This is a genomic window from Methylobacterium haplocladii (assembly GCF_007992175.1).
In the GTDB taxonomy this organism is placed as follows: Bacteria; Pseudomonadota; Alphaproteobacteria; order Rhizobiales; family Beijerinckiaceae; genus Methylobacterium; species Methylobacterium haplocladii.
On the sequence record NZ_BJZT01000025.1, the window covers coordinates 1 to 26,743 of the forward strand.

28 protein-coding genes, 1 tRNA gene and 2 pseudogenes are annotated in these 26,743 nt (G+C 66.9%); 10 read left to right on the forward strand and 21 right to left on the reverse strand.

Annotated features, from left to right (window positions below):
* Window positions 1–366: pseudogene (locus MHA02_RS11545) on the forward strand (PQQ-dependent dehydrogenase, methanol/ethanol family); the annotation flags it as partial.
* Between the two features lie 80 nt (window positions 367–446).
* On the opposite strand, the gene MHA02_RS11550 reads toward MHA02_RS11545, so the two are convergent.
* Window positions 447–734: a hypothetical protein gene (locus tag MHA02_RS11550; RefSeq protein WP_174804667.1), complete on the reverse strand. Its 288-nt coding sequence runs from the start codon at window positions 732–734 to the stop codon at window positions 447–449.
* 196 nt (window positions 735–930) lie between these two features.
* Entirely contained in the window at window positions 931–1,173 is a 243-nt protein-coding gene (locus MHA02_RS11555) for a hypothetical protein (protein ID WP_238180428.1), read from the reverse strand.
* 293 nt (window positions 1,174–1,466) lie between these two features.
* Between MHA02_RS11555 and MHA02_RS22855 the strand changes: the two genes are divergently transcribed.
* Window positions 1,467–2,501, forward strand: a complete 1,035-nt coding sequence (locus tag MHA02_RS22855; protein ID WP_170249187.1) for a methyl-accepting chemotaxis protein — start codon at window positions 1,467–1,469, stop codon at window positions 2,499–2,501.
* Window positions 2,502–2,628: 127 nt separating this feature from the next.
* Here the strand turns inward: MHA02_RS22855 and MHA02_RS11565 are convergent, their stop codons facing one another.
* From MHA02_RS11565 to MHA02_RS11575, 3 genes are all read right to left on the reverse strand, one after another.
* On the reverse strand, window positions 2,629–3,399 hold the full coding sequence (locus MHA02_RS11565; protein WP_147078796.1) for an ABC transporter ATP-binding protein: 771 nt from the start codon (window positions 3,397–3,399) through the stop codon (window positions 2,629–2,631).
* Window positions 3,396–4,148, reverse strand: coding sequence for an ABC transporter permease (locus MHA02_RS11570; RefSeq protein ID WP_147078797.1), 753 nt, complete (start codon window positions 4,146–4,148; stop codon window positions 3,396–3,398). Before MHA02_RS11570 ends, MHA02_RS11565 begins: the two co-directional genes overlap by 4 nt.
* Window positions 4,149–4,325: 177 nt before the next feature.
* The gene (locus tag MHA02_RS11575) at window positions 4,326–5,339 is read right to left on the reverse strand and encodes an ABC transporter substrate-binding protein (protein WP_147078798.1); all 1,014 of its coding nucleotides are present in this window, start codon (window positions 5,337–5,339) and stop codon (window positions 4,326–4,328) included.
* Window positions 5,340–5,535: 196 nt separating this feature from the next.
* On the opposite strand from MHA02_RS11575, the gene MHA02_RS11580 reads away from it, so the two are divergent.
* Window positions 5,536–5,955, forward strand: a complete 420-nt coding sequence (locus MHA02_RS11580) for a DUF3597 domain-containing protein (RefSeq protein ID WP_147078799.1) — start codon at window positions 5,536–5,538, stop codon at window positions 5,953–5,955.
* A 100-nt stretch (window positions 5,956–6,055) separates the two neighbouring features.
* On the opposite strand, the gene MHA02_RS11585 is transcribed toward MHA02_RS11580, so the two are convergent.
* Together MHA02_RS11585 and MHA02_RS22440 are read right to left on the reverse strand one after the other, a co-directional pair.
* Window positions 6,056–7,165 (reverse strand): polyamine ABC transporter substrate-binding protein, encoded by a 1,110-nt coding sequence (locus tag MHA02_RS11585; RefSeq protein WP_147078800.1) that lies wholly within the window; start codon window positions 7,163–7,165, stop codon window positions 6,056–6,058.
* Window positions 7,162–7,521: a RidA family protein gene (locus tag MHA02_RS22440; protein ID WP_147078801.1), complete on the reverse strand. Its 360-nt coding sequence runs from the start codon at window positions 7,519–7,521 to the stop codon at window positions 7,162–7,164. Before MHA02_RS22440 ends, MHA02_RS11585 begins: the two co-directional genes overlap by 4 nt.
* A gap of 208 nt (window positions 7,522–7,729) precedes the next feature.
* Between MHA02_RS22440 and MHA02_RS11595 the strand changes: the two genes are divergently transcribed.
* Complete coding sequence (locus MHA02_RS11595) at window positions 7,730–7,996, forward strand: GlsB/YeaQ/YmgE family stress response membrane protein (RefSeq protein WP_147078802.1); 267 nt, start codon at window positions 7,730–7,732, stop codon at window positions 7,994–7,996.
* A gap of 338 nt (window positions 7,997–8,334) precedes the next feature.
* On the opposite strand, the gene MHA02_RS11600 is transcribed toward MHA02_RS11595, so the two are convergent.
* The gene (locus tag MHA02_RS11600) at window positions 8,335–8,562 is read right to left on the reverse strand and encodes a YgaP family membrane protein (protein WP_147078803.1); all 228 of its coding nucleotides are present in this window, start codon (window positions 8,560–8,562) and stop codon (window positions 8,335–8,337) included.
* Window positions 8,563–8,673: 111 nt separating this feature from the next.
* Here MHA02_RS11600 and MHA02_RS11605 point away from each other — a divergent pair, with 111 nt between their 5' ends.
* On the forward strand, window positions 8,674–9,495 hold the full coding sequence (locus MHA02_RS11605; RefSeq protein ID WP_147078804.1) for an alpha/beta fold hydrolase: 822 nt from the start codon (window positions 8,674–8,676) through the stop codon (window positions 9,493–9,495).
* A gap of 181 nt (window positions 9,496–9,676) precedes the next feature.
* On the opposite strand, the gene MHA02_RS11610 is transcribed toward MHA02_RS11605, so the two are convergent.
* Both MHA02_RS11610 and MHA02_RS11615 read right to left on the reverse strand, forming a co-directional pair.
* Entirely contained in the window at window positions 9,677–10,327 is a 651-nt protein-coding gene (locus tag MHA02_RS11610; RefSeq protein ID WP_147078805.1) for a glutathione S-transferase family protein, read from the reverse strand.
* 130 nt (window positions 10,328–10,457) lie between these two features.
* The gene (locus MHA02_RS11615; protein ID WP_147078806.1) at window positions 10,458–12,044 is read right to left on the reverse strand and encodes a winged helix-turn-helix domain-containing protein; all 1,587 of its coding nucleotides are present in this window, start codon (window positions 12,042–12,044) and stop codon (window positions 10,458–10,460) included.
* A 167-nt stretch (window positions 12,045–12,211) separates the two neighbouring features.
* Here MHA02_RS11615 and MHA02_RS11620 point away from each other — a divergent pair, with 167 nt between their 5' ends.
* Entirely contained in the window at window positions 12,212–12,715 is a 504-nt protein-coding gene (locus MHA02_RS11620) for a hypothetical protein (protein ID WP_147078807.1), read from the forward strand.
* Window positions 12,716–12,782: 67 nt separating this feature from the next.
* On the opposite strand, the gene pnp is transcribed toward MHA02_RS11620, so the two are convergent.
* Together pnp and rpsO are read right to left on the reverse strand one after the other, a co-directional pair.
* Window positions 12,783–15,011, reverse strand: a complete 2,229-nt coding sequence (gene pnp / locus MHA02_RS11625) for a polyribonucleotide nucleotidyltransferase (RefSeq protein ID WP_147078808.1) — start codon at window positions 15,009–15,011, stop codon at window positions 12,783–12,785.
* Window positions 15,012–15,324: 313 nt separating this feature from the next.
* Complete coding sequence (gene rpsO / locus MHA02_RS11630; protein WP_147078809.1) at window positions 15,325–15,594, reverse strand: 30S ribosomal protein S15; 270 nt, start codon at window positions 15,592–15,594, stop codon at window positions 15,325–15,327.
* A gap of 279 nt (window positions 15,595–15,873) precedes the next feature.
* On the opposite strand from rpsO, the gene MHA02_RS11635 reads away from it, so the two are divergent.
* Together MHA02_RS11635 and MHA02_RS11640 are read left to right on the forward strand one after the other, a co-directional pair.
* A tRNA-Leu gene (locus tag MHA02_RS11635) sits at window positions 15,874–15,958 on the forward strand.
* Between the two features lie 163 nt (window positions 15,959–16,121).
* Complete coding sequence (locus MHA02_RS11640) at window positions 16,122–17,672, forward strand: site-specific integrase (RefSeq protein WP_210245064.1); 1,551 nt, start codon at window positions 16,122–16,124, stop codon at window positions 17,670–17,672.
* 25 nt (window positions 17,673–17,697) lie between these two features.
* Here MHA02_RS11640 and MHA02_RS11645 read toward each other — a convergent pair whose 3' ends face one another.
* The 4 genes and pseudogenes from MHA02_RS11645 to MHA02_RS11660 form a co-directional block, all read right to left on the reverse strand.
* Window positions 17,698–18,504 (reverse strand): sulfite exporter TauE/SafE family protein, encoded by an 807-nt coding sequence (locus MHA02_RS11645; protein ID WP_147078811.1) that lies wholly within the window; start codon window positions 18,502–18,504, stop codon window positions 17,698–17,700.
* Entirely contained in the window at window positions 18,494–19,558 is a 1,065-nt protein-coding gene (arsB, locus tag MHA02_RS11650; RefSeq protein ID WP_147078812.1) for an ACR3 family arsenite efflux transporter, read from the reverse strand. Before arsB ends, MHA02_RS11645 begins: the two co-directional genes overlap by 11 nt.
* A gap of 10 nt (window positions 19,559–19,568) precedes the next feature.
* A pseudogene (arsC, locus tag MHA02_RS11655) lies at window positions 19,569–19,992 on the reverse strand (arsenate reductase (glutaredoxin)).
* A gap of 4 nt (window positions 19,993–19,996) precedes the next feature.
* Window positions 19,997–20,356 carry an ArsR/SmtB family transcription factor gene (locus MHA02_RS11660; protein ID WP_147078813.1) on the reverse strand — a complete coding sequence of 120 codons (360 nt, stop codon included), beginning with the start codon at window positions 20,354–20,356 and terminating at the stop codon, window positions 19,997–19,999.
* 50 nt (window positions 20,357–20,406) lie between these two features.
* Here MHA02_RS11660 and arsH point away from each other — a divergent pair, with 50 nt between their 5' ends.
* Window positions 20,407–21,153: an arsenical resistance protein ArsH gene (gene arsH, locus MHA02_RS11665; RefSeq protein WP_147078814.1), complete on the forward strand. Its 747-nt coding sequence runs from the start codon at window positions 20,407–20,409 to the stop codon at window positions 21,151–21,153.
* Window positions 21,154–21,190: 37 nt separating this feature from the next.
* A complete protein-coding gene (locus MHA02_RS11670) occupies window positions 21,191–21,391 on the forward strand; it encodes a hypothetical protein (protein ID WP_147078815.1) in 201 nt (66 codons plus the stop codon).
* Between the two features lie 189 nt (window positions 21,392–21,580).
* Here the strand turns inward: MHA02_RS11670 and MHA02_RS11675 are convergent, their stop codons facing one another.
* From MHA02_RS11675 to MHA02_RS11695, 5 genes are all read right to left on the reverse strand, one after another.
* Entirely contained in the window at window positions 21,581–22,813 is a 1,233-nt protein-coding gene (locus tag MHA02_RS11675) for a hypothetical protein (RefSeq protein WP_147078816.1), read from the reverse strand.
* Window positions 22,814–23,293: 480 nt separating this feature from the next.
* Window positions 23,294–24,172 carry an IS21-like element helper ATPase IstB gene (gene istB, locus MHA02_RS11680; protein WP_174804668.1) on the reverse strand — a complete coding sequence of 293 codons (879 nt, stop codon included), beginning with the start codon at window positions 24,170–24,172 and terminating at the stop codon, window positions 23,294–23,296.
* Entirely contained in the window at window positions 24,169–25,668 is a 1,500-nt protein-coding gene (gene istA, locus MHA02_RS11685) for an IS21 family transposase (protein WP_147078817.1), read from the reverse strand. The genes istB and istA overlap by 4 nt, the downstream gene beginning before the upstream one ends.
* A 93-nt stretch (window positions 25,669–25,761) precedes the next feature.
* Entirely contained in the window at window positions 25,762–26,046 is a 285-nt protein-coding gene (locus MHA02_RS11690; protein WP_147078818.1) for a very short patch repair endonuclease, read from the reverse strand.
* 415 nt (window positions 26,047–26,461) lie between these two features.
* Window positions 26,462–26,707, reverse strand: a complete 246-nt coding sequence (locus MHA02_RS11695; RefSeq protein ID WP_147078819.1) for a hypothetical protein — start codon at window positions 26,705–26,707, stop codon at window positions 26,462–26,464.
* Window positions 26,708–26,743: the final 36 nt, after the last annotated feature.

Genomic DNA, 26,743 nt, shown 5'->3' on the forward strand with positions numbered 1-26,743 from the left:
GGGAAGATCAAGTGGTCGAACCCCGAGCAGTTCTCCGCCTGGGGCGGCGCACTCGCGACGGCCGGCGACGTGGTCTTCTACGGCACGCTCGAAGGTTACCTGAAGGCCGTCGACGCTAAGACGGGTAAGGAACTCTACAAGTTCAAGACCCCGTCGGGCATCATCGGCAACGTGATGACCTACGAGTTCAAGGGCAAGCAGTTCATCGGCATCCTGTCGGGCGTCGGCGGCTGGGCCGGCATCGGCCTCGCGGCCGGCCTGACCGACCCGAATGCCGGCCTCGGCGCCGTCGGCGGCTACGCGGCCCTGTCGAGCTACACCAACCTCGGCGGCCAGCTCACCGTGTTCGCCCTGCCGAACCGCTAAGCCTCACGGCTTGAAGAAATAGAATGCCGGCGCGGATCTCCACGCCGGCATTTTCTTTGGGCGATCGACGCGGATCGAGGTCATCGAATGCCGTCGTAGTTGCTGCCCGTATAGCGGCAGATCACCTTGCAGCGCGGACCGCCGTTGCTCTGGTACGACTTCATGTGGCCGATCGAACCGGTCATGTCCTGGGTCGGATTACCGCCGGGCTGCCGGACGACGATGTTGCAGAAGTGCTGGGGGCTCTGCTGGTAGCGCGGGCAGGGCGCGGAATCCCGCCCCGAAAACAGATCCATCAACGTCTGCGGTTTCGCGAGGGCCGATGTCGCGAAAAGACCGGTCGCCGCAGCAACGATGAGTGCACGCACACAAGATCCAAGCAATTCCTGCTCCTTTGAGTGTCATCCGCCGCCCAATTGCGAGGCATTTGCCCGGATAACATTCAAACAACAGCTCATATGTGCGAATCGGCACCAAGACTAGATCAGTTTTAATCCAAAATATTCTAGATTTATTTTGGGATTATTCTGAGATCGATCGCCGGATGCGGGCGGCTCGCGATGCTTATGCGTCTTGGAACAGGCGCTGGAAGCGGGCGACGTTCCCCGCGATCAGGGTCGGGGCGAGGGGAAGCTCCGCACGCGGGCAGACCGCAAAACCGTAATAGGGGCCGAGGAGCTCCTCGTCCGGCAGGGCGACCCAAAGGCGGACCATCGGCCACGCCTCGTTCAGACTGAGGAGAAGCATCTGTCCGGCCGGATCGAAGGCCTCGACCTGATCCCGGAACAGATCCGCGATCGATTGCACCTCATCATCCTGCACCCGCCGCGTTGCCCAGATCATATGCAGCTGCCCCTCTCGCAGGCAGGTGCGAGCAAAGTCGCGTCGGGACAATGCAGGATTGCGCATGGCAGTCCCGCCGCTACGCAGGGATTTAGGAACGCCGGCTGTCTGCCGACCGCGCATCGGCCTGTATTATTCTGCAGATATGATCACGAAATAAGCATTTACCTTGGTTCATACAATTTTAGCAAGCACAGTATCAGATGAGCTCCCGTAACGCTGCCGCAATCGGAGCAGCTTCAGGTCGGGACATTCACATGAGTTCGTCTTCGCTCGCCGAACTGGTCGGGACCTCTACGAAGAGTCTCAAGACGACGGCCACCTCGAACCTTGCCGCGATCCAGTCGATCACCGGGCGGATGAAGCTGCTGGCACTGAACGCCCTGATCGAAGCCGCCCATGCCGGCGAGAAGGGAGCCGGGTTCTCGGTCGTGGCGCAGGAGGTCCGCACCATCTCCACCGAGGTCGAGCGGATCGCGGGCGAACTCGGCCTCAGCCTCGGCAGCCGCATCGACGATCTCGCCCGCGCCGTCGAGGGCTTGGCCGGGGAGGCGCGGGCGACGCGCTGCGTCGATCTCGCGCTCAACGCCGTCGAGATTATCGACCGCAACCTCTACGAGCGCACCTGCGACGTGCGCTGGTGGGCCACCGACGCGGCGGTGGTCGATTGCGCGGCGGCACCCACCGAGGCGGCGCGCGCGCATGCCAGCCGGCGGCTCGGCGTCATCCTGTCCTCCTACACCGTCTATCTCGACCTCTGGCTGATCGACCTCGACGGCCGGGTCATCGCCAACGGCCGGCCGGACCGTTTCGCCGTTGCCGGGAGCAGCGTCGCGCAGGAGCCGTGGATCGCGCTGGCTCGCCGCCTGCGCTCGGGCGAGGATTTCGAGGCGGCCGAGGTGATGCGCCTGCCTGCGCTCGATGGCGCCCAGGTCGCGACCTACTTCGCATCGGTTCGCGAGGGCGGGGAGGCGCAGGGGCGGCCCCTCGGCACCCTCGCCATCCATTTCGACTGGGAGCCCCAAGCCCGCGCCATCGTCGAGGGCGTCCGGCTGATGCCGAGCGAGCGCGAGCGCAGCCGCGTCATGCTGCTCGATGCCGCCAACCGCGTGCTGGCCTGTTCGAGGGGGCAGGGGATTCTCGGCGAGCGCTATCCCCTGCGCACGGACGGCCGGGCTCACGGCCACTACACCGACCCGCAGGGCCGCCTCGTCGCGTTTCACGACACGCCCGGCTACGAGACCTATCGGGGTTTGGGCTGGCGCGGGGTGATCGAACAGGCGGCGGGGTAGGACGCCCCGTCCTTGCGAGCCGAAGGCGAAGCAACCCAGGGCCGCGAACTCAGCGTCGCAGGTCTTGCCCCGGGTCGATTCGCTGCGCTTGCGATGACGGCAGCTGCGGCATCGGCCGAAGCGCGCCTCACAGATCCGCAGACCGCCGCGACAGCTCCCCGCGCAACTGCCGCGCGGCCTCGACCAGCGCTGCATCGCGCCGCGCCCGGGGGCGGGGCTGGTCGATGGTGACGTCCGCCGCGATCCGGCCGGGCGCGCCGGCCAGCACCACGACGCGGTCGGCGAGATAGACCGCCTCGTCGATATCGTGGGTCACGAACAGCACGGTCTTGGCGGTCTTCTGCTGGATGCGCTGGACTTCGTCCTGCAGGCCCTCGCGGGTGAAGCTGTCGAGCGCCGAGAACGGCTCGTCCATCAAGAGCACCTCGGGCTCGACGGCGAGCGCCCGGGCGAGCGCCACGCGCTGGCGCTGGCCGCCGGAGAGCTGATGGGGCCAGCGCCCTCCGAGGTCACCGAGGCCGACGAGCGACAGCATCTGTTCCGCCCGCGCGCAGCGCTCGGCCTTGGGCATGCCGAGCCGCTCCAGCCCGAAGGCGACGTTGGCGAGCACGCGGCGCCACGGCAGTAGCCGCGCGTCCTGAAACACCAGCGCCATCGGCGTCCTGATCGCCGGGTCGACGTTCACGGTCACCGTGCCGCCGCTGGGCTTGGCGAGGTCGATCAGCACGCGCAGCAGCGTCGACTTTCCCACCCCGGACTCGCCGACGATGACCAGGAACTGCCCCCGCGGGATCGCGAGGTCGAGCTTGTCCAGGATGACGTTGGTGCGCCCGTCGCGGGCGTAGGCGAGGCTCAGGCCCTCGATGTCGATGATCGGGGCGCTCGTCGTTGGACTCATGGCCGCCACCGCAGCAGCCAGCCCTGCAGGGCGACGAAGGCGGTGTCGAACAGACCGTAGAGGGCGGCCATGGTCAGCATGTAGACCACCACGATGTCGGTGGAGAGCAGCGACGACGCCTGCATCATCCGCGAGCCGATGCCGGGCACCCCGAAGATCTCCGCGGCGACCACCGCCATCCAGGCCTGGCCGAGCGCCGTGCGCAGCCCGACCAGGATGCCGGGGGTCGCCGCCGGCAGCACGATCTTGGCGAGCCGCGCCAAGGGCGAACGGAAGCCGAAGGCCTGGGCCACCTCGATCAGATCCCGGTCGACGCTGCGCACCGCCCCCTGCGTCGCGAAGAAAACGATCCAGAAGACGCCGATGGCGATGATGAACACCGCCGCCCGCGGTTCGACGCCGAACCAGATGATCGCGAACGGCACCCAGGCGAGGCCGGGGATCGGCCGCAGCAGCCGCACGACCCAGGCGGTCAGGTTCTCGAAGGACCGGAACATGCCGGCGACGATGCCGAGCGCCATGCCCGCGCCCGCGCCGACGCAGAGGCCGATCACGTAGTGGCTCAGGCTCTCGATCACCGCCACGAGCCAGGCCCCGCTCGCGATCTCCTTGAGCAGGGCGGCGGGAATCGTCGAGGGCGGCGGCAGGAAGGCCGGGTTGACGAGATCGAGCCGCGGCGCCGCCTCCCAGACGATCAGGAAGGCGACGAGGCCGACGAGGGCGAGTCCGGTCGCGCGGAGGCGGATCATGCGCTTGTTCGGTACCCGGCCGTCATTCCGGGGCCGCGCAGCGGCACCGGGAACCCACCCGAGATGCGACGCTGCGACGGGGCGTCGAGGCCGGTCGTGGGTTCCCGGTTCTCGCCTGCGGCGAGCCCCGGAATGACACGCCTGGATCGGTGTCGGCGGGACGCGAGAAACACCGGATCACTGCGGCGTCACGGCCTTCTCGTACGGCTTCGCATCGAACAGCCCGTCCGTCGGCGCCTCCTTGTCCAGCGTGCCGATCGAGACCTGATAGGCCTGCATCGCCTTGGTCGCGGCGATGATCTGGCGCGGGTCGGTGATGAACTTGGCGGCGGGCGAGGAGATCGCCTTCTGGATGGTGGCGACGTCGGTGATGCCCTTGCCGAGCGCCGCCTCGACATGCGGCGCAGCCTTGGCCGGGTCGGCCTTCAGGAGGTCGGTGGCGCGCACAAGCGCCTTCACCAGCCCCTCGACGGCGGCGGGGTTCTTGTCGGCGAACTTTCCGTAGACGGCGACCACGGTGCCGGGCTGGTCGGGAAACATCTCGGCCCCGGTGGCGATCAGCTTGATCGCGGGGTTGCGCATCTGGACGATGGTCAGCGCCGGCTCGCGGATCGAGGCGCCGTCCATGGCGCCGGCGAGCACCGCCTGCTGCGTCGCGTCGATGCCCATCGGCACCACCTCGGCATCGGCCTTGTCGGCCTTCGCCACCTGCCAGAGCCAGTGCTGCAGGGTGGTGTTCGGCACCGAGCCCGGCGGCTGCGTGGCGAGGCGGGCGGCGCGGCCCTCCTTGGCCTTGAAAGCCTTGAAGGCCTCGGCCTTGCTCGAGGTGGAGGCGAAGTACGGCGCGAGCTTCGGCCCCGCCACGAACACCATCTCCTCGACCGCGGTGGCCGCGACCACACGCACGTCGATGCCCTTGGTGCGGGCGACGGCCAGCGGCGCGACGCCGGCGACGTAGACGTCGATGGTGCCTGACGCGAGCGCCTGGATCATGTTCGGACCGGATTCGAACGTGGTGAAGGTCGGCTCCAGGCCCGCCTCCTTCAGCCAGCCCTCGCCGCGCGCCACGAAGATCGGCGCGGCGCCGATGACCGGGATCACGCCGATGCGCACCGGCACCGGCTCGGCCGAAGCGGGCAGGGGGGCGAGAAGTCCGGCGAGGACCGCCAGGGCGCTGAGGACGAGACGCATGGGCTCACCGGTTCGGAGAAACGCAGTGCCCCCATCGCACGGCACTCCGAAACGTCAAGCCGGAATGTGCGAGGCGCGCGATGGAAAGCCCGCGGGCGCGCCGGCACGGGCATTTGCGGGGAACACCCGGCCTCACGGTTTCGTTAACCGCGGCTCGCAAACTGCAATCGCGCGGCACAAACCAAGGGACTTCGCCATGAGCTTTCTCGGCAGCATCGTCAGCAAGATCCTCCACCCGTTCGGAGGCAGCTCCGACGCCCAGGCGAAACCCGCCGACGCCCCGGCCTCCGCGCCCGCTGGTGGCGGTGCAGCCGAGTCTCCCGCCTCGACCGGCGGCGGCACCACCGCGGCGCCCGGCTCGATCGACATCGAAGCGAACCTCGCCAAGCTCGCCGCGGACAATCCGCAGAAGCTCAACTGGAAGACCTCGATCGTCGACCTCCTGAAGCTGATCGACCTCGATTCGAGCTTGAGCGCACGCCAGAAGCTCGCCGACGAACTCCACTACACCGGCGACAAGAACGACTCCGCCACGATGAACGTCTGGCTGCACAAGCAGGTCATCAAGAAGCTCGAGGAGAACGGCGGCAAGGTCCCGGCCGATCTCAAGGACTGATTTTGTCGGTTCAAGAAGTGAGCCCGGTGCGCGAGCGCCGGGCTTTTTCGTGGTCCTGCTCCGTCATTGCGAGCGCAGCGAAGCAATGACGGCGGTGCCCTCACCGCCCGGTCCGGATCCGGGTCCACAATCGCGTCACGAACCGCTGCGTCTGGTCGACCCAGGCAGTGTTGACGACGAGGCGCTGCATGGTGGCGTCGTCCGGGTAGATGCCGGGATTGGCCAGGATCTCCGGCTTCACCAGCTTCTTCGCGGCCAGGTTGCCGCTGGCGTAGGAGACGAAGTCGGTGTTCGCCGCCGCCACCTCGGGCCGGAGCATGTAGTTCAGGAAGACATGCGCGTCGGCGGCGTGGGGTGCGTCCTTCGGGATCGCGAAGGTGTCGAACCACATCTCCGCGCCCTCGCGGGGGATCTGGTAGGCGATCTTGACGTCGTTCTTGGCCTCGTCGGCCCGCTTCTTCGCCTGCAGCACGTCGCCGGAATAGCCGACCGCGACGCAGATATCGCCGTTCGCGAGCGCGTTGATGTACTCCGAAGAATGGAATTTCCGGATCGACCCGCGCACCTTGTAGAGCGCGTCCGTCACCTTGCTGATGTCGTCCCAGCGCTTGGGGTCCATCTTCGGCCCATAGAACGGCAGGATCGACGGGATCAGGTCCTCGGGGCTGTCGATCATCATCACCCCGCATTCCTTGAGCTTGTTCATCGTGCTCGGGTTGAGGACGAGGCTCCAGGAGTTCAGCGCGGCGTCGGGGCCGAGTTTTTCGCGCACCATCTCGACGTTCAGGCCGATGCCGGTGGTGCCCCACATGTAGTCGACGGCGTAAACGTTGCCAGGATCGTAGGCCTGCAGCCGCCCGGCAATCTCCGGCCAGACGTTGACGAGGTTCGGCAGCTTCGCCTTGTCGAGGGGCTGGAACACCCCGGCCCGGATCAGACGCTGCAGGAACGGCCCGGAGGGCGCGACGACGTCGTAGCCGGATTTTCCCGCGAGCAGCCGGGTCTCGAGCACCTCGTTGCTGTCGTAGGTGTCGTAGACGACCGTGATGCCGGTCTCCCGGGTGAAGGCGTCCAGCACCTTCGGGTCGATATAGTCCGACCAGTTGTAGATGTTGACGACCCGCTCCCCGGCGCGGGCCGAGCCGCCGAGCGCCAGCGCGATCAGCGCAAGGACGGCGAGACAGGCCCGGCCGAGGGCGGGGCGCCTCACCGGGGCGCCCGCGTGGCGACGACGACGATCTCCACGAGATAGGCCGGACCGGCGAGCTTGGCCTCGACGGTGGCGCGGGCCGGCGGCTCGTCGCGGTCGACCCAGGCATCCCAGGCGGCGTTCATCTCCGAAAAACCGGCCATGTCGGCGAGGTAGATCGTGGCCGAGAGGATGCGGCTCTTGTCGCTGCCGGCCGCCGCGAGCAGGCGGTCGATCTGTTCCAGCACCTGCTGTGTCTGCGCGGTGACGCCGGTGCCGACCGTGTCGGCGGCCACCTGGCCTGCGAGATAGACCATGTCGCCGGTCGCGGCGGCTTGGCTCATGCGGGGGCCTTTTTCGAAACGCTCGATCGTCATCGCAGGGTACGGACCTTTTCGTGGAAGAACGCTGCTCTCTGACCCCTCCGGCCGTCCCGCGTAAAGGGCCCGCCATCGCCTGCCGCATCGCGACACAAATTCGCAGCGCGGCGCAACTCGAACGGCAGGCGCCGCGTTCTGGTGTCACAGTACGGCCAAGCCGATAGAGGCGACGCCGCGTACATCGACGTTCTAGGACATAGCAGCCATGGGCATTCTCTGGACCATCATCATCGGCTTCCTCGCCGGTGTCATCGCCAAGTTCATCATGCCGGGCAACAACGAACCCTCGGGCTTCATCCTGACCACGATCCTCGGCATCGTCGGCGCCTTCGTCGCGACCTTCCTGGGCCAGGCGCTCGGCTGGTACGGGCCGAACCAGGGCGCGGGCTTCGTCGGCGCCATCGTCGGCGCGATCGTCGTCCTCGCGATCTACGGCTTCATCGCCGGCCGGACGCGCTCGACCTCGCTCTGACGCACATCGAAAAGCACGACACGAAGAAGGGCGTCGGATCGGATCCGGCGCCCTTTCCTTTGGCGGTCATGGCCTTCTGCAGGTCGAGCCGTTCGTGCACATCGCGTCGCCCCGCTTGCGGGGAGAGGGCTTCGACGACCTTGGCGTCGTCGAAGCGAGGCGTCAGCCGAAGGTGAGGGGGCCGCACCGAATGGGCCTCTATCGGAACCGCCCCCTCACCCCCGCTTCGGCTTCGCCTCCACTTCCTTCATGGACGACAAGGCCCTTGAAGGCCTCTCCCCGCGTGCGGGGAGAGGCCGGGCGCGGCGCGGATCGGGCGCCATAGCCGGCAAGGCCGCTCAGATCTCCGAACCGCCCCGCACCGCCTTCACCGGGCAATGCCCCGTCGCCCCACGCACGGCCAGACCGACGCCGACGACGAGGGCGGCGAGGCTGAGCCACTGGTTCGGGCGCGGTTGCGCGGCAGCCGCCGCGATACCGAGGCCGAGGGCCACGGACACGGCCCGCTCCGTGAAGCCGATATTCGGCTCGCCGCTGAAAATGTCCTCGATCAACTCGTTCGCCATCGGGCGTGCTCTCCGCTTGTGACCCAACTCATACGACGCCGGGCGAACGCGGGCCGGGCACGTGCGTTCCCCTCGGGACAGAAGCCCGGCCATGACACCGCAGGAGAAACCATGCCGACGATCACGATGCAGGACGGGACGGAACTCTACGTCAAGGCATGGGGATCGGGCCGACCGGTGGTGCTGATCCACGGCTGGCCGCTCAACGCCGACATGTGGGACTACCAGTCCCAGGCGCTCGCCGAGGCGGGGTTTCGCGTGATTGCCTACGACCGGCGCGGCTTCGGGCGGTCGAGCCAGCCGAGCGGCGGCTACGATTACGACACCTTCGCCGACGACCTCGCCGCCATCATCGAGCACGGCGACCTCTCGGATGCCGTCCTCGTCGGCTTCTCCATGGGCGGCGGCGAGGTCGCCCGCTACATCGGCCGCCACGGTACCGCCCGTATCGGCCGGACCGCGCTCGTCGGCGCCGTGCCGCCGTACCTGCTCAAGGGACCGGACAACCCCGACGGCGTCGACGGATCGGTCTTCACCGGCATGAAGGAGGGCATCGCGGCCGACCGCGCGCAGTTCTTCGTCGATTTCGGCAAGACGTTTCTGGGCGTCGGCCGCCCCGGCGTCGATGTCTCGAACGGCCTGCAGCAATGGACGCTGCAACTGGCGCTGCAGGCAGGCCTGCGCGGCACGCTCGCCTGCGTCGACGCCTTCGGCACCACCGATTTCCGCCGGGACCTCGAGGCCTTCGACACACCCACGCTCGTCATCCACGGCGACGACGATCAGGTCGTGCCGTTCGAGGTCAGCGGCAGGCGCGCGGCGGGGGCTATCCCCGGCGCGGAGCTGAAGGTCTATGCGGGCGCGCCGCACGGGCTCTACGCGACGCACAAGGACCGGCTCAGCGAAGACCTGATCGCGTTCGCGCGAGGGTAGGCTGCCTACGAATCGCCCATGTCCCACCCACCGTCCTCACCACCCTGAGGTGGCCGCGTGAGCGGCCCTCGACGAGTCCTCCAGATCGCATGCGATCCCTGGACGACCCTTCGAGGGCTCCGCTTCGCTCCGGCGCCTCAGGTGAGGGCGCGGGTGGGGGGAGCGGCTCGGGCCGTAGACCCTACGACGATGGTGCACCTGCGTTCTGCGCGGCCAGCAAGCCGTCGTCGATCTCGCGCGCCCTGACCGCCGCGGGGCGCCCATAAAGCTTCCCGGCATAGGCCTCGAACGCGGGGCGCTTCGGGATCGTGCCGAACTGCATACCCCAGCCGAGATGCGCGCCGATGTAGAGATCGGCCGCGCTGAAGCGGTCGCCCGCGAGGTATTCGGTCCGCGACACCGCGTCTTCGAGGGTGTCGAGCACCGTCTCGAGGCTGCCGTAGCCGACCATGCCGCGCATGCGGGGATCGTCCGGCACCTGCACCTTGAGCACGCTGTTCACCACCGCCGCCTCGACCGGGCCGGCGCCGAAGAACAGCCAGCGGTAATAGGGTCCGCGCGCCCGGTCTCCCGGAGGCGGCGCGAGGCCCGCATCCGGAAAGGCGTCGGCGAGATAGGCGAGGATCGCCGGACATTCCGTCACCACGCTGCCGCCATGCGTGACCGTCGGCACCTTCCCCATCGGGTTGATGGCGAGATAGTCGGGCGACTTGGCCGAACCGCCGAAATCCAGGATCTCCGTCCGGTACGGCGCGCCGACCTCCTCCAGCATCCAGCGCACGATCCGGCCGCGCGACATCGGGTGGGTGTAGAAGACGAGTTCGTCGGTCATGGATGGCCTTCCTGTCGGTTCTCGCCGGGTCGGATTTGCGCACGCGCGAAACACGCGCAGCATACGGCTCCCGGCATGCGCCGGCCACGCCCGACCCCGCACCGTGCCGCGATGCCGATGACGTTCCCGCTCACCCGGCCGATCCCGACGGCTCGTCATCCGACCGGCGGACCGCCGGCAGCCCGCACCGTTCGAGCGTCTCGACGAAGCGTTGGCCGAGCGCGGCATCGCTGCCGAAGATCGTCGTCACCCGCGGTGCTCCCAGGCCGAAATGCGGGGCCGCCCGGCGCAGGATCGCGATCCGCGCGCGGGCCTGCTCGATCCGGCCGAGGGCGGCGTCGGAGGCGGCGCCGAGGGCATAGGCGATGGTGTAGCCGGGGCTGCGCTCCGTCGCCGCCGTGGCGCAGCGGGCGGCCTCGCCGTGCCGGCCGAGGGCATAGTAGGCGGCGGCCGCGGCGGCCGGCAGCGTCGCGGCGGCGACGGAGCTGAAGTCCAACGCCTTCTCCGCATTGGCCGCCGCCATCGCGTACCGGCCCGCCGCAGTCTGGGCCATCGACAGGAACACCAGGCTGCCCGCGTCGTGCGGCGCGAGGGCGAGGCTGCGCAGGGCGGCGTCGAGTCCGTCCTCGTACTGCCCCCGCAGGGCGAGGACGTAGCCGAGGGCGCGATGGCCGATCGGGCTCGCCGGGTTCAGCTCCAGGCCCGTCCGGATCGCGGCTTCGGCTGCGGCGATGGCGTCCGGCCCCAGGGTGCCGGAGATCGCCAGTGCCGCATCGGTCGCCGTGGCCAGCCCCTTGACGCCGTGAGCCGTGGCAAAGGCCGGGTCGAGGACCAGCGCCCGCTCCACTGCCGCGTGGGCGAGCAGCATGTCCCGGGCGCTGAACCGGTTGAGATGGGCGATCGCCCGCATGGTCAGGTCGTGCGCGCCGAGGGCGTCGGCCGGCCCGGCGAGGCTCGCCACCTGCTCGGCGTCGCGAAGCTCCGAGAACAGGGCGCTCACGATGCGCGCGACCAGGGTGTCCTGCACGGCGAAGAAGCTGTCCGCGGCGATCGTGTAGCGCTCGGCCCAGACGTGGCGGCTGTCGTGGCCGTCGATGAGCTGCGCGTTGACGATGAGGCTCTCGCCGGCCCGGCGCAGGCTGCCCTCCAGGACGTAGCGGGCCCCGAGCAGGCCCGCGATCTCGGCGGCCGTGCCCGTGCCGCTCCGGGCCACCGCCGCGAAGGCACTGTGCCGTGCGATCACCGAAAGGTGCCGGTTGCGGGCGAGCTCCGTCGTGAGATCTTCCGCGAACCCGGCCCCGAGCCCGGCAAGATCCGGATGCGCGCCGTCGAACGTATCGAAGGGCACGACCGCGATCGGCTGCCAGAAGCGTCCCGGCGCCGGAAGGCGGCCGGGGGCCGTCGGCGGCGGGGTCTCGGCCGGCACCAGCAGGTAGCCGCGGCGCGGGATCGTGCGGATCAGGTCGCGTCCCGTATCGCCGAGCACCCGCCGGATCTCGCAGATGCATTGCGTCAGCGAATCCTCGGTCACGACGACGTCCGGCCAGCAGGCGGACAGGAGTTCGTCCTTGCCGACGACTTCGCCGCGCCGCGCCGCGAGCCTGGACAGGACATCGAAGGCCCGCGGCCGCAAATCGAGGCGGTCGCCGTTCCGGGCGAACACTTGGCCCCGACTGAAATCCACGACGACGTCGACCAGCGTGATTCTGTCCGCCATGCGCCTGTCTGCCGAAACGACAGTCTTCGAGGACGCGAACGGTATCAGAAAAATTCAGGATTTCTCAGAGGCCCTCACGAGACCTTCGGGACTTCGCGCCCGACCTGCCGCTAGCGTCGGTCCCGAAGGGCGCGTCCCGCCGCCCCAGCCTCCGTGGAGACTCTCCGATGCCCCGCACCGCCCTCGTTCCCGCCACGGCGCTCGCCGCCCTCGTCGCCCTGCCCCCCGCCGCCCTCGCGATGCCGATGGGGGGCACCTTCAACGGCCATGTCGACACCCAGTCCGCGCAGCCGATGGGCGCGGCGGGCCAGGTCCGGATCACGAAGACCGCCTCCGGCACCAATGCGGGGCCCGGCACTCCGCTCGACGGCGCCGCCGTCCGCATCAACGACATGGCCGTCCTCAGGAACGGACAGGGCCGGCTGAAGGGCACCATCGTCTTCGCCACGCCCACCGGCTCCACCAGCAGCCCCTATACCGGGACCGTGGCGACCGACGCTGCCGGACGCGTGACCGCCGAAGGCGAGTTCCGCGAGGTGAAGGGCAAGGGCGAGTTCGCCGGCTTGAAGGGCCGCGGGCGCTTCTCGGTGGCCCACAGCTCGCCGACGGACTTTACCGGCACATGGCAGGGCGAGTTCCAGGTCCCGGCCCAGAAGACCTCGCGGCGGTGAGGATCCCACGAAAAAAGCGCGGCCCCGAGGGACCGCGCTTCATACCATCTGCGCCTGAGCGAAAGGCTCAGTCGCGACGGGGGCCACGCTCACGGCGGGGGCCGCGGTCACGGTCGCCGCGGGGCTCGCGCTCACGCTCCTCCGGCTCGGGCTCGCCGCGGGCGGCGCGCTCGGCCTTGAGCTTCTCGGTGAGGTCCTCGCCGGTCTCCTGGTCGACGACCTTCATCGAGAGGCGGATCTTGCCGCGGTCGTCGGCGCCGAGGAACTTGACCTTGACCTTCTGGCCCTCCGCCACGACGTCGCCGACCTTGGCGACCCGCTGCGGCGCGAGCTCGGAGATGTGGACGAGGCCGTCCTTGGCGCCGAAGAAGTTCACGAAGGCACCGAACTCCATGATCTTGACGATGGTGCCGTCATAGATCGTGCCGGCCTCCGGCTCGGCGACGATGGAGCGGATCCAGTTATAGGCCGCCTTGATCGCGTTGCCGTCGGACGAGGCGATCTTCACGATGCCGGTGTCCTCGATGTTGATCTTCGCGCCCGTCTTCTCGACGATCTCGCGGATGATCTTGCCGCCGGTGCCGATCACGTCGCGGATTTTGTCGGTGGGGATCTGCATCGTCTCGATGCGCGGGGCGTATTCCCCGAGCTCCGGGCGGGCCGCGGTCAGGGCCTTGGCCATCTCGACCAGGATGTGCGCGCGTCCGTCCTTCGCCTGGGCGAGGGCGACCTTCATGATCTCCTCGGTGATGCCGGCGATCTTGATGTCCATCTGGAGCGAGGTGATGCCCTCGTCCGTGCCGGCCACCTTGAAGTCCATGTCGCCGAGGTGATCCTCGTCGCCGAGGATGTCGGAGAGCACCGCGAAGCGCTCACCTTCGAGGATGAGGCCCATGGCGATGCCGGCGACCGGACGGCGCAGCGGCACGCCCGCATCCATCAGCGACAGCGAGCCGCCGCAGACCGAAGCCATCGAGGACGAGCCGTTCGACTCGGTGATCTCGGAGACCACGCGGATCGTGTACGGGAACTCGTGGGCCGGCGGCAGCACCGGCCGGATCGCGCGCCAGGCGAGCTTGCCGTGGCCGATCTCGCGGCGTCCCGGCGAACCCATCCGGCCCGTCTCGCCGACGGAATAGGGAGGGAAGTTGTAGTGGAGCAGGAAGCGCTCCTTGTAGGTGCCTTCCAGCGCGTCGATGAACTGCTCGTCCTCGCCGGTGCCGAGGGTGGCGACCACGAAGGCCTGGGTCTCGCCGCGGGTGAACACCGCCGAGCCGTGGGCGCGCGGCAGCACGCCGACGTCGGAGACGATCGGGCGGACCGTCTTGAGGTCGCGGCCGTCGATGCGCGAGCCGGTGTCGAGCACGTTCCAGCGCACGACCTTGGACTGCGCCTCCTTGAAGGCGGCCTTGACCTTCTCAGGGCTGAACTTCTGCTCGCCGTCCGACGGGCAAAGCGCGGCGACCACCTTCGCCTTCACGGCGTCGACGGCGGCGTAGCGCTCCTGCTTGACCGTCTTCTTGTAGGCCTCGCGCAGCTCGGCCTCGCCGATCTCGAGCACGGCCTTCTCGGCCTCGGCATTCTCCGGCGGGGAGAAATCGCGCGGCTCCTTGGCGGCCTTCTCGGCGAGACGGATGATCGCCTCGATCACCGGCTGGAAATGCTTGTGGCCGAACATCACGGCGCCGAGCATCACGTCCTCGGAGAGCTCCTTGGCCTCCGACTCCACCATCAGCACGGCGTCCTGGGTGCCGGCGACGATGAGGTCGAGGGTCGACTCTTCCTTGGTCTCGTTGACGGCCGGGTTCAGCTTGTAGGCGCCGTTGACCCAGCCGACGCGGGCCGCGCCGATCGGACCCATGAACGGGATGCCCGACAGCGTCAGGGCAGCAGAAGTGGCGACCATCGCGACGATGTCCGGGTCGTTCTCGAGATCGTGGCTCAGCACGGTCACGGTGACCTGGGTGTCGTTGCGCCAGCCCTCGATGAAGAGCGGACGGATCGGGCGGTCGATCAGCCGGGAGACCAGCGTCTCCTTCTCGGAGGGGCGGCCTTCGCGCTTGAAGTAGCCGCCGGGGATGCGGCCGGCGGCGTAGGCGCGCTCCTGGTAGTTCACGGTGAGCGGCATGAAGTCGATGCCGACCTTCGGCTCCTTCGCCGCGACGACGGTGGCGAGCACGGTGGTCTCGCCGTAGGTGGCGAGCACGGCGCCGTCGGCCTGGCGGGCGACCTTGCCGGTTTCGAGGACGAGCTTGCGGTCGCCCCAGATCAGTTCTTCACGTTGGACGTCGAACATTCTTTTTCCTGCCTTCATGCATACGGTCGGGCTGAGCCCGGCGCCGCCAGCGGCAAGACGGCGAGCTTCTTCGTTGCGAAGAAGCTTGCGATCCTGCCCTGACCGTCGCGCCTCGAAGCGGCCCAAGATCACGCTGCGTTTTGATCGCTGCGGTCAAAACGCAGAGAACGTGATCGACTCCAAAGTAAGAGCAGGCTTGGCGCGAAAAACCGTCACCACTTTTTCGCAGCCTGCTCTCGGGGTGAGCGGCCGGACCCATGTCCGGACGCCCTCTGGCAAAACGCGGCCCCGAGAGGAGCCGCGTGGGTCGTCGTTAGCGGCGGATGCCGAGGCGCTCGATCAGCGAGCGGTAGCGCGGCTCGTCCTTGCGCTTGACGTAGTCGAGCAGCGAGCGGCGCTGCGAGACCATCTTCAGGAGGCCGCGGCGGGAATGGTTGTCCTTGCCGTGGGTCTTGAAGTGCTGGGTCAGGTTGGTGATCCGCTCGGTGAGGATGGCGACCTGGACTTCCGGCGAACCGGTGTCCTTGCCGCCCTGAGCGTATTCCTTGATGAGCGCGGTCTTGCGCTCTGCCGAGATCGACATCGCAGGCCTTTCGGTGTGGGGTGTATCGGACGAGCGGCCTCCCTCGGGAGGCGGCTGCAGCCAGCGGCTCGGCCGCTGCCGGGATGTCGTCCAGCAGGGTCGCGCGCAAGCGGTTCAAGCCCCGCCCGTCGCCGGGCCGAGGCGGCGCGGACCATACACGAAAGCCCGCGCAACGCCAGTGCCACCCACGCCGTCGCCGAAACACCCGATTGACGCCGCCCGTGCGGCCCCCTAAACGATCCCCCACGTTCGAGCCCCGGCCCACGGCCCGGCCCGCACGCCCAGGTGGCGGAATTGGTAGACGCGCTGGTTTCAGGTACCAGTCTTGCAAGAGGTGAAGGTTCGAGTCCTTTCCTGGGCACCATCAGCTGGTTAACCCGCTGATCCGCAAAAAGCTTTGATCCGCAAACGGCTTATCGCGGTCCGACTGTACAACGGACCTGCACAACATGCCCCTTGCGATGCCACGGCCGATGAAGCGTCCCGGTTCCACTGTCCATCAGTTCGTGCAGCGCATCCCTGCTGACGTGATCGACAAGGTCCGAGGGATGACCCTCACCATCCCGGTCGGTGAAACCGTAGTGGTTCGGCAGGTCTCTTCGACAACGCCCGACGTTCGCGTCTCACTCGGCACTCGCGACGGCAACGAGGCGAAGCAGCGCCAAGCGATCGTCACCGGCTACCTTCAGGGCGTCTGGCGGGCGGTCCGTGAGGGTCCCAGAAGGTTGACCCACAAGGAGACTGTGGGCCTTGCCGGCGAGGCGTACCGTGCATGGACCGACGCCTTCGAGGACGATCCCGGCAGTCCCGAGATGTGGGCACAGGTGACCGCCCACAACGTCCAAGCGGATGCCGGAACGTTCGGCCGAGCGGCCTTCTTCATCGGACCGGATGAGCAGCGTCGAGCAAAGAGCATGAACGAGCGGTTCGGGCGTGAGGCCGACGCCGTGCTCGCTCGGCACGGGCTCATCGTGGACACCGACAGTCGAGAGCGCGTCATCGACCAGATCGGCAGGGCCATGCTGGAGGCCGGCGAGGCGAACTTCGCGCGAGCTGATGGCGACTACACGCCCGATCCCGCATCCAACCGCTTCCCGATGTTCAGTGCGCCTCGAACCGAGCTGGTAAAACCCGCGCCGAGTGGGCTGACCATCGGCGACCTTCTCGACAAGATGGCAGCCGAACGGAACCACGCACCGAAGACACGGAGCGAGTGGGCAAGGGCGGTCAGAAGCCTCACCGATCATGCGAAGACCACGAACCCTGCGGCCGTCACTACACCGATGGTGGTGGCTTGGATGGACAGTCTCGTCGCCCAAGGGCTGAAGGCGAAGACCATCAACGATGTCTACCTCGCAGCCGTGAAGGCTCTGTTCGTCTGGGCCGAAGTCCGTATCGGCAACAATCCCGTGGCCAAGGTGCCCCGGATCAAGCGGAACGATGAGGAGAGCAACGAGCGGGGCTACACCCTCGCCGAGGCCGAGACTGTCCTTCAAGCAGCCCTTGGGGAGAGCAACCCCGCCCGGCGATGGCTGCCGTGGCTCATGGCCTACTCGGGCGCTCGGGCTGGAGAGATTGTTCAGCTGCGTCGACAGGACATCCGGCAGGAACCGGAGAGCGGGGTCTGGTATCTCGACTTCAACCCCGAAGCGGGCCGTCTCAAGAATAAGCCTTCACAGCGGGTGGTGCCGCTGCATCCTCATCTCATCGAGATGGGCTTCGTGACGTGGGCGAAAGGGCAGGCCAACGAACGGCTGTTCTACAGGGATCGTGCAGGGAGTGCCCTTGATGGGCGGCGGGACCCGAAGTCGGTGACGATCAATCGGGTCGGTGATTGGGTTCGCGATGACGTGGGCGTTGCGGCCGTTCAGGCAGGAGAGGTCGCACCGAACCATGGCTGGCGGCACCGCTTCTCGACTGAGCTGGTCAACCTTGAGGTCCCGGACACGACCCGGAAGCGTCTCACCGGCCACCGGCTGGACGGCGAGGACAATCGCTACGTGGGCAGGATCGTGATGGAGCGCCTACACGCTGCTGTCGCCAAGCTGCCGAGGTATCTCGCGGACCGCGTTGGCTGAAGAGGTAGGCGGCGTTCAGCGTGGCCTAATGGTCGCTGTGCCGCCATACCTTCACAGCCGAGATGAGAAGGATGGCCGCCAGGGCCGGCAGCAGCAGCACGGAGGGCACGATCCCGAGAAGCTGCCCGCCAATGAAGGCCCCAACGACGGAGCCCGCCGCCATCGTCAACAGGAACGCCCGGTTGCGGCCGAGCACCGAAAAGCTCTGGTCCCGGCTATAGCGCGTGAACCCCACGAGCATCGTCGGCAGGCTCACGGCCAGGGACAGGCTGCCGGCGAGCTTGATGTCTGCGCCGAACAGCAGGACCAGCGTGGGGATCAGCAGCTCCCCCCCGGCGACCCCTAACAAAGACGCCACGACGCCGATCAGGAACCCTGCGACGACCCCTGCAACAATCTGCGCAGCACCCGTCACAAGCGCCGCCCCGGCCGTTGCGTCGTGGCCCAGCAACAAGACACCTGCGATCAGCACCAGCATCACGGCGATGACCTTGTAGAGGGTTTCCGAACGGAGCCGTGTGGCCCAGCCGGCGCCGAACCATGCCCCCAGCAGGCTCCCGGCCAGCAGATTGAGGATGATCGGCCAGTGTGCCGCCACCTCCCCGAAGGGCACCGTGCGTGCTCTGAAGGGCAGCGCTGTGGCAACGACCACGAGGCTCATCGCCTTGTTGAGGATCACGGCCTCAAGAGCTGCGAAGCGGAACGCACCGATCAGCAGCGGAAGCCGGAACTCCGCCCCGCCGAGCCCGATCAAGCCGCCCAGCGTCCCGATGATCGCGCCACCTCCGAACGCTGCGGAGGCACTGCGGGGGGCACCCGGATCAGCCTTCACGGGAAGTAGGCACCAACGCGACACTGCGGGCACCGCCGCGCTCGTACCAACCCTGTGAACGGTTCACGATCCAGACGACCGTGAGCATCACCGGCACCTCGACAAGAACACCGACAACGGTTGCGAGGGCAGCCCCGGAGTGGAACCCGAACAGGCTGATTGCTGCGGCTACTGCCAGCTCGAAGAAGTTCGAGGCACCGATCAGGGCCGAGGGCCCAGCTACGCAATGCCGCTCACCGAGCGCACGGTTCAGGAGGTAGGCGAGACCCGCGTTGAAATAGACCTGGATGAGGATCGGCACGGCCAAGAGGCCAATCACCAAGGGTTGCGCGATAATCTGCTCGCCCTGGAAGCCGAACAGCAGCACCAACGTGGCGAGTAGCGCGACCAGCGACATCGGGCTCATTGTCCCGAGCAGCCTGTCGAGCGCGGGCTGGCCGCCCGATGCCAGGAGGCCGCGGCGCACGAGCTGCGCCACGATCACCGGGATCACGATGTACAGGACCACGGAGAGAACCAGCGTGTTCCACGGGACCGTGATCGAAGAGAGACCGAGCAGCAGGCCCACGATGGGGGCGAAGGCCACCACCATGATGCCGTCGTTGAGTGCCACTTGGCTTAGTGTGAAGTGCGGCTCGCCCTTCGTCAGGTTCGACCACACGAAGACCATGGCTGTGCAAGGTGCAGCGGCGAGGATGATGAGCCCGGCGATGTAGCTGTTGATCTGGTCGGCTGGCAGGTAGGGCCGGAACAGCCAGCCCACGAACAACCACCCGAGCAGCGCCATGGAGAACGGCTTTACGGCCCAGTTGATGAACAGGGTCACGCCAATACCCCGCCAGTGCCGCCCGACATGCCGAAGCGACGTGAAGTCGATCTTGAGCAGCATGGGGATCACCATGAGCCAGATCAGCACCGCCACCGGCAGGTTGACCTGAGCGACTTCGGCCGAGCCTATTGTCTGGAAGAACCCCGGCATGAGGTGGCCGAACGCAATGCCGACGAGGATGCAGAGGGCGACCCAGAGGGTCAGATAGCGTTCGAACGTGGACATGGTTGAGTTCTCAGGCGGTGGCGACGCGGCGGCCGTGCTCATCAACGACACGCTCGCCATCCTCCTTCACAAACTCCCCCTGCTGCGTGGAGAAGGTCCAGCACCGCCTCGGATGGCCGGCACAAGCGCACGCCCTTCGGACTGACCACCAACGGCCGATTGAGCAGGATGGGGTGCGCCTCGATGGCGTCGAGGAGTTGGTCATCGGTCAGGGCCGGATCGGCCAGACCCAACTCGGCGTAGGGCGTCCCCTTCTCGCGTAGCACGTCGCGCACGGAGAGCCCTCCACGCCTGAGGAGCTGCCTTATCAGCGCTCTGTTCGGCGGGGTCTTCAGGTACTCCACCACATGCGGCTCGATGCCGGCGTTGCGGATCATCGCGAGAGCGTTCCGCGAGGTTCCACAGGCGGAGTTGTGGTAGATCACGAGGTCGATCGGATCAGGCACGGGCAACGTCTCCAGTGGGCGTGCAGCAGGCAGCGAGTGCGGCCACTGCCGGTGTGCAGACTTCCGGATGCCCTTGGCAGCAGTCGCGCATCAGGAACTGGATCAGGTCGGACAGTGCCGGGTAGGCAGCGGTGTAGATCACGGACTTCCCCTCTCGGCGGGACTGGATCAGCCCTGCGTGGGAGAGGTCCTTCAGATGGAAGGACAGGTTGTTGCTCGCGGTGCCGACAGTCGCGGCAAGTACGCCAGCAGCGAGACCGTCTGGACCAGCCGTCACCAAGGCACGCACGATCCGAAGGCGATGCTCCTGGCCGAGGGCCGCGAACGCGGAGAGGGCTTGTCGTTCGTCCATCGGTAGACCATCATCTCAACGATCGTTGAAATGTAGAGGATGAGTTACCCGTGAACAAGCCCGAACAGCCCTTCGCCGATGGATTACAGAACGTCGCCGAGGTGGCCTTCGAGCCCCCGACAAGCGACCACCTCGGCGTGCCGCAGCAGTTCACTCATGCCCCACGCTTGCTGATCCTATACGGCTCCCTCCGCGAGCGTTCCTTCAGCCGCTTCCTTGCCTACGAAGCCGGACGGCTGCTGGAGGCGATGGGCTGCGAGGTGCGCTTCTTCCACGCCCATGGCCTCCCACTGCCCGACGATGCCACCGCAGATCATCCGAAGGTGCAGGAGTTGCGATCTCTATCCGTGTGGTCCGAAGGGCACGTCTGGGTCAGCCCGGAGCGCCACGGCAATCTTACCGGCGTGATGAAGAGCCAAATCGACTGGTTGCCACTGAGTGAGGGTTCGGTTCGACCAACTCAGGGGCGTACCCTTGCGGTCATGCAGGTTTCGGGCGGTTCTCAATCCTTCAACGCCGTGAACTCCCTGCGGGTGCTGGGACGATGGATGCGGATGATCACGATCCCGAACCAGTCGTCTGTGCCCATGGCCTACAAGGAGTTCGATGACGGAGGCCGCATGAAGCCAGGGCCGCTTTACGACCGAGTGGTGGACGTGTGCGAGGAGCTGGTGAAGTTCACGCTCCTCACTCGCGAACGGTCCGACTACCTCGTGGACCGCTATAGTGAGCGGAAGGAACGCGAACCGGAGCGCTTGAAGGCGGTGGCGGCCGACATTGGCTTCGCGAAGCGGTGAGGTGCTATTGGGACGTGATCACCACGAGGACCAGCCGATGAAAAAGTTCGTTGTAGCGACCACGGCCCTGCTGCTGTTCAGCGCGGCCCCTGCCTTCGCCATGAGCTGCTGTGGCGGCAAGGGCAAGGGCGCGATGATGTGCGGCAAGGGCGGCATGGCGATGAACCACAGCGGCAAGGACAAGAAGGCTGCTTGCTGCTGTGAGGGCATGGGCAGCAACATGAGCAAGCGCGGTTGAAGCCGGAGCCTGTCACCAGCAGGTCGAGGAGGCAGGCCGGTCTTGTCTGCTGCCGCTGGTGCCGGACCAAGTCGGGGACAGGCAATTGCCCGTCTCCCGATCGTTGCCTCGGATGCCGTGTGTTGCCCCCTTGAGAAGGTGTAGCAAGTTACGGGTCTTGTAGGTGGTAAGTAAGGGGGTAGTGAAGGTTCACCCGAGCGTAGCCACCGTCACAGGGAGGCTCATCGAAGTTACCTTCCTACCCACTTCCTCCATCGCAGTCCTTGCTGCTTCAGCCTTCGCATGGGGCACGAGCAGGCCATCATGGAGGCCCAGCGCTACTATGCCTTGAGCCTTGAGACGGTTGAGAACTTCGACAAGGATCATGCTTTCCGTGTGCATCAAGCTGTAGCCCAGCCCCGTGCCGAAGCAGGGTGCAAGGGCGGGGTGTCGGTCCAGCACGGCCCGACGTGTTCTCGCCACCGTCCATCCTTCCGGCAGAGCCGCCCCTTCCGCTGTCCCCGAGGCCAGGGTGAGGTCTGCTGGCCAGCTCTTCCGGTTGGTGTGGTCATCGAAGAGGAGGCAGTTGACCGCGAGCTTGACGCCTCGCCGATACTCCTCCAGCCCCGGGATCGCGTAAAGGTCCCCTTCAGGAGGCACCGCACCGACACTGGCGTAGGCAAGCCGAGGGAACATCGAGGCGTAGTCGAGCACTGCGACCTTCTCCCCATTGATCCTGATGCCACCCCGCCGGTCCCGTTTCAGGTACTGCCAGAACCCACCGAAGAGCCGCCCGCAGCGGTCGAAGCGCTCCCCAGCATCGTCTCGCCTGAGTGTGAAGTGCCGCCTCAACGTCCGCTGATGGGTGTCCACGGGGTCCCCGCCGTCGTCCACGAAAGTGATGTCGGCACCCGCCAGGAAGGTGTTTAGGTCCCTCATCACCTCGCGCATCGCCATGGTGGCCGGGGTGTCGGTGTACTCCACAGCCTCCCGCTTGCCGTCCTCGACGTTGCCCCGAAGCTCGAACTTGCGAGACAGCAGGATCACCTCCTCACCCGGCAGCCTGCCGATGTCCTCAAGGCTGATGCCAGCGGCCTGCACGCGTTCCGTGAAGGTGGCGGATGGGGCGATGCTGGACGCTTCTCCTCTCGTGATGGACATCGTCCAGGCGAGAACGCCAATCTCCTCCAGACGATTGAGGAGCGTCCGTAGGGTCTTGCCCAGTGCGGGGTTGTCGTATCGGCTGTGACCCTTGAGTGCGTTCCCAGTGAGGACCGCCAGTTGCCCGGTGTCCGGGGGCAACAGGATCGCATGGGCAAGGTTGGCGACGATGGCCTCGATGGCGACAGCGTGCCGGTGAGCATCGTCCGGCCTCCGCTTCCGCCTCCTCGGCTCTACTTCCTCTTCGTGCTGGGCAACCCGTCGGGCTACCTCATCCACCAAGGCGCGTAGCCGGGGCGTTGCAGCTCCCCGGTAATCATCGAGCCATCGGTGTCGGATCGGTTTAGCCGGCCGCCCCCTCAAGCTGCATCCCCCTGGATTTCCCCCTCTCGCATCCACGCAAGGTTCGCCGCAGCGTCTTCGTCGGCGCAGTCCTCAAGGATCAGTCCGGAGCCGCCGACAGGTTCCGACCCGGCCCGGACCTTCTCAGCCTCCGCCCGCGCCAAGCGGTATCCCAGCACCCCGCAGGCGTCCCCGTCCTGAACCTTGACCCACACTACCCGGACACCCGGACGGGCATTGGCAGTGGCACTGAGGATGCGCCAGAAGGCACCATTGGCGATCGGCTGCCCGGTGGGCTTCCTCCAGTGTAAAGGGCGGACCAATTTCAGGCCACTGCGGCGGAGTAAAACCAGGCCAGTGGCGGCCGGCAGCGTGAACGATGAAGGGGCCCGATCGGGCCCCTTCATCGCTCATTGGCGATCATGAGGCTTGGGCCGGCGGAATCTCGCCGGTCCCCGGATCGTTGGGATCGGCGGTGGCCTGGTTTTGCTGCGCCCTGCCGTCGCCGCGACGGCGACGGCTGCGGGAGGATTTGAGGCGGTAGCTGTCGCCGTTCAGGCTCAGGATGCTGACGTGGTGGGTCAGCCGGTCGAGAAGCGCTCCGGTGAGCCGCTCCGAGCCCAGTACCGAGGTCCAGTCCTCGAACGGCAGGTTCGAGGTCACCACGGTGGAGCCACGCTCGTAGCGCTGGGAGAAGACCTCGAACAGCAACTCAGCCCCCGTCGGCGATAGCGGTACGTAGCCGAGCTCGTCGACGATCAGGAGCTTCACCGCGGCCAGTTCGCGCTGCAGCCGGAGCAGACGACGCTCGTCGCGAGCCTCCAACAACTGATTGACCAGCGAAGCCGCGGTCGTGAACGCAACCGAGAAGCCCTTCTGGCAAGCGGCCAATCCGAGAGCCAAGGCGATGTGGGTCTTGCCGGTGCCGGAGTTGCCGAGTGCGATCACGTTCTCCCGGCTGAGGATGTAGCCGCAGCGCGCCAGCTCCAGCACGAGCATCTTGTTCAGGCTCGGGATCGCGGTGAAGTCGAAGGCGTCGAGGCTCTTCACCGCCGGGAAGCGCGCCGACCGGATCCGGCGTTCGACCATGCGCCGCTCGCGATCGATCAGCTCCAGCTCGACCAGCCGGAGCAGGTAGCGCGGGTGATCGATGCCGCCCTGGGCGCACTCCCGAGCGACCTTGTCGTACTCGCGCAGCACCGTAGGCAGCTTCAACTGCTTGAGGTGGTGGGCGAGCAGGATCCCCGGCGTGCCGCTGGTGGTGCCATCGGGCATCGGCTCGTCACGCGCCGCGCTCATGCCGCCACCTCCGGCACCAACACCGTGTAGTCGGCGGCCACGGTCGTCCTCACCGTGGTTCGGGGCAGATGCGGATAGGCCGCCAGGTCGAGCTGGGGGGGTCGGCGTTCGAGCCGGGCCAGCGCAATCAGTTTGACCGCGTCGAAGCCGATCGCCCCGAGCCGGATCGCCTCGATGACGGCTGAGGCGACGACGTCCTTGGGCATCGCCTCCATCAGGCGCAGAACCTGGATGAACTCGCGCTTGCCACGGTTGCCCATGCGCGCTTCCAAGAGATGGCGCAGATGCTGGAACGCCTCCGGCAGATCCCAACCCTGGAGCGCGGCCGCCTGGTCGAGGGCGTTCGGTTTGGTCTCGATCAGCGCGAGGTAATGCAGCGGATCGGAGACGAACACGCCGGTGCCGTAGCTCCGCGGGTGCCGGGCGATCTCGATCCCCGCGCACAGGACCACGACCTCCTCGACGAAGCCCTTCACCAGCACGTCGCGGAAGCCGTAGGCGGTCGGTACCGAGTAGTCGTTGCAGCGGTAGCGGACCAGCGCGGTCGAGGAGACGCGCCCAGCCCGCTTCTCGCACGGCTCCAGCGGCACCGCCGGCAGGGCACGCAGGACCGAACGGTCGGCCACGAGCCGTGTGCCGATGCTCTCGGCATGCCGTCCGGCCCGTTCATCCTGCCGGGTCCGACAGCGTCGTTCCAGATCCGCGTTCAGCGCCTCGAAGGAGGCGGCCACCGGGGCCGGGGTCATGAAGTTGGATCGGGCATACTTGACCAGGCCTTCGACCTTGCCCTTGTCGTTGCCCTTGCCCGGTCGCCCGAAGCGGTCTCGGAACAGGTAGTGGCTCACCAGCTCGGTGAAGGCGCGGGTGCGCTCGCGCCGGCCGCCGCCGCAGATCTTGGCGACCGCGATCCTGGTGTTGTCGTAGAGGATCGACAGCGGCACACCGTCGAAGAACCCGACAGCGACGACATGCCCGTCGAGGAAGGCCTCGGTGGTCTCCCGCGGATACGCCTTGACGAAGCAGGCGTCGGAATGCGGCAGGTCCATGCAGAAGAAGTGGATCTTCCGGCGCACGCCGCCGATGGTGGCAGTCGCCTCGCCGAAGTCGACCTGGGCATGACCCGGCGGGTGCGCCAGCGGCACGAAGGTCTCCCGCCCACGTGCCCGTGCGATCCGGACGTGGTCCTTCACCACCGTGTAACCGCCACCATAACCGTGCTCGTCTCGCAGACGCTCGAAGATCCGCTTGGCGGTATGCCGTTGCTTGACGGGTGCGATCCGGTCCGCCTCCAGGATCGCATCGATCACCGGTAGCAGCGGCCCCAGCTTCGGCTTCTCGACCGGCTTCGAGCGCGTGTAGCCCGGCGGCAGCGAGAACCGGCACATCTTGGCAATCGTCTCGCGGCTGAGCCCGAACACCCGAGCCGCCTCACGGCGAGAGTTGCCATCGATGAAAACGAACCGCCGAACGGCCGCGTAGATCTGCACGGCAAACATCCCGGGCCCCTCCCGAAAGAGAAGCCTCTCAAACTGGCCGGCTTTTACACCGCCCGCATCAGCACACAGCCGACGCTCCAGTGGATGGTTTTGTCACCGCCCTACACACTTTGACTGCCAGAATTCAATCCGAGATCGCGGCGAGTATGCGAATCGGCAGCCTGGGTGTCGATGCCAGAAACACCCCCTTACCTCGATGACGGTGCGACGCCCAGCCATCACAATGTCTGGTCGCCCAGGAAGGCCGCGGACGTGGAGACGATAGCCAACGCCCAAGGACCTTAGAGCACGTCGGACCGCGATCTCAGGACCCGTATCCTTGCCGCGCACCGCGCCCATGTTTCGAGAGCGCCGCTCTTTAGAGATGCGATCGGTCACCGTTCGAGCGTATCCTCTGAATCTCTGGAGGCAGGCGCATAAGCGACAGAGGTTGGCAGCCTACGCATGCTCTCCGATCAGAGATGGCCCAAAAACGACCGAGGTGTTCCCTTGGTGATCCGGAACCGCGGACTGCCGAAACGCACGCCCCCCCTAGGGGGGAGGTTTTAGCCAGCTCAAGGGGAATAAGCCTCTCAAATTTTTGCTCGAAAAACCCCGTCGCTCAGTGACAACTATGGCCCTTAATGTACAACCCTTCTGTACAACAGCGGCTCGGTCGGAAAACGAAAAACCCTTTTAGATCAATAAAAAGCTCTTTTTGAGGGCCGGTCCTTTCCTGGGCACCACTATTTTGAGAAGCGTCTATCCCTCAGAAACTCAAGCCGGAACAGTAAAGTGCGTCAGGCCGTCCGTACTACGGCGGCGCGCCACGGATGCTTTTCCGGACCTCCGGTCCACCGAGGCGGCCGGAGTTTTCGTCTCGATAGTTCGAGCAGTACTTCTTCGCGGAGGCTGAGGACGTCTCGGTGCGGTCATCCTGCCGGCGATCGACGGGGCGCGTCGCAGCCTGGTGGTTCGCTTTCAGCAGTTTGCCGAGCAGGAGGCCGACCGGGAGGGACAGAAGGGTCCAGATCCGGAGAAAGCGCAGGACGCGCGACATGCTGCCGGCTCCCGCCCATCACCGCAAGGCACGGTC

Coding starts and splice junctions, on each gene's coding strand:
- MHA02_RS11570 (WP_147078797.1), bottom strand. CDS start 4,148: ATGATCCGCCTCCGCGCGACCGGACTCGCCCTCGTCGGCCTCGTCGCC.
- arsB (WP_147078812.1), bottom strand. CDS start 19,558: ATGTCCACGTTCGAACGCTATCTGACCCTCTGGGTCGCCCTCTGCATC.
- MHA02_RS11615 (WP_147078806.1), bottom strand. CDS start 12,044: ATGGCGGACAGAATCACGCTGGTCGACGTCGTCGTGGATTTCAGTCGG.
- MHA02_RS11595 (WP_147078802.1), top strand. CDS start 7,730: ATGGGCATTCTCTGGACCATCATCATCGGCTTCCTCGCCGGTGTCATC.
- pnp (WP_147078808.1), bottom strand. CDS start 15,011: ATGTTCGACGTCCAACGTGAAGAACTGATCTGGGGCGACCGCAAGCTC.
- MHA02_RS11620 (WP_147078807.1), top strand. CDS start 12,212: ATGCCCCGCACCGCCCTCGTTCCCGCCACGGCGCTCGCCGCCCTCGTC.
- MHA02_RS11580 (WP_147078799.1), top strand. CDS start 5,536: ATGAGCTTTCTCGGCAGCATCGTCAGCAAGATCCTCCACCCGTTCGGA.
- istB (WP_174804668.1), bottom strand. CDS start 24,172: ATGAGCGCGGCGCGTGACGAGCCGATGCCCGATGGCACCACCAGCGGC.
- MHA02_RS11575 (WP_147078798.1), bottom strand. CDS start 5,339: ATGCGTCTCGTCCTCAGCGCCCTGGCGGTCCTCGCCGGACTTCTCGCC.
- MHA02_RS11610 (WP_147078805.1), bottom strand. CDS start 10,327: ATGACCGACGAACTCGTCTTCTACACCCACCCGATGTCGCGCGGCCGG.
- MHA02_RS11605 (WP_147078804.1), top strand. CDS start 8,674: ATGCCGACGATCACGATGCAGGACGGGACGGAACTCTACGTCAAGGCA.
- MHA02_RS11695 (WP_147078819.1), bottom strand. CDS start 26,707: ATGTCGCGCGTCCTGCGCTTTCTCCGGATCTGGACCCTTCTGTCCCTC.
- istA (WP_147078817.1), bottom strand. CDS start 25,668: ATGTTTGCCGTGCAGATCTACGCGGCCGTTCGGCGGTTCGTTTTCATC.
- MHA02_RS11660 (WP_147078813.1), bottom strand. CDS start 20,356: ATGGACGAACGACAAGCCCTCTCCGCGTTCGCGGCCCTCGGCCAGGAG.
- MHA02_RS22440 (WP_147078801.1), bottom strand. CDS start 7,521: ATGACGATCGAGCGTTTCGAAAAAGGCCCCCGCATGAGCCAAGCCGCC.
- MHA02_RS11565 (WP_147078796.1), bottom strand. CDS start 3,399: ATGAGTCCAACGACGAGCGCCCCGATCATCGACATCGAGGGCCTGAGC.
- MHA02_RS22855 (WP_170249187.1), top strand. CDS start 1,467: ATGAGTTCGTCTTCGCTCGCCGAACTGGTCGGGACCTCTACGAAGAGT.
- MHA02_RS11670 (WP_147078815.1), top strand. CDS start 21,191: ATGAAAAAGTTCGTTGTAGCGACCACGGCCCTGCTGCTGTTCAGCGCG.
- rpsO (WP_147078809.1), bottom strand. CDS start 15,594: ATGTCGATCTCGGCAGAGCGCAAGACCGCGCTCATCAAGGAATACGCT.
- MHA02_RS11600 (WP_147078803.1), bottom strand. CDS start 8,562: ATGGCGAACGAGTTGATCGAGGACATTTTCAGCGGCGAGCCGAATATC.